The sequence below is a fragment of the Paenibacillus profundus genome, assembly GCF_021369635.1.
GTDB lineage: Bacteria > Bacillota > Bacilli > Paenibacillales > Paenibacillaceae > Paenibacillus_B > Paenibacillus_B profundus.
The window spans coordinates 1-593 of sequence record NZ_JAJNBZ010000101.1 but is presented as its reverse complement, the minus strand read 5'-3'; the positions used below and the strand labels follow the sequence as shown (position 1 = coordinate 593).

Genomic DNA, 593 nt, shown 5'->3' with positions numbered 1-593 from the left:
TTTGCTCATTGCTGAGCTTTATATCAACATAAGGATGATTCTAAGACACTTTACTACTTTCGCGATTCAGTTTTCAAGGTACAAGTTAGAAAGAGATTCCTCTTTCAAAACTGAAAACGAGTGAAAACGTTTGTGTGGTGGAAGCCATGCTTCCTGTATGTCTCCGTCGCAGGAGACGTAATCCTTAGAAAGGAGGTGATCCAGCCGCACCTTCCGATACGGCTACCTTGTTACGACTTCACCCCAATCATCTACCCCACCTTCGGCGGCTGGCTCCTTGCGGTTACCTCACCGACTTCGGGTGTTGTAAACTCTCGTGGTGTGACGGGCGGTGTGTACAAGACCCGGGAACGTATTCACCGCGGCATGCTGATCCGCGATTACTAGCAATTCCGACTTCATGCAGGCGAGTTGCAGCCTGCAATCCGAACTGAGACTGGCTTTTTAGGATTGGCTTCACCTCGCGGCTTCGCTTCCCGTTGTACCAGCCATTGTAGTACGTGTGTAGCCCAGGTCATAAGGGGCATGATGATTTGACGTCATCCCCACCTTCCTCCGGTTTGTCACCGGCAGTCACTCTAGAGTGCCCAACT

The 593-nt window shown here is 50.6% G+C and carries 1 rRNA gene; it reads right to left on the bottom strand.

Annotated features, from left to right (window positions below):
* Positions 1-188: 188 nt before the first annotated feature.
* Positions 189-593 (bottom strand): 16S ribosomal RNA (locus tag LQV63_RS31245); the annotation flags it as partial.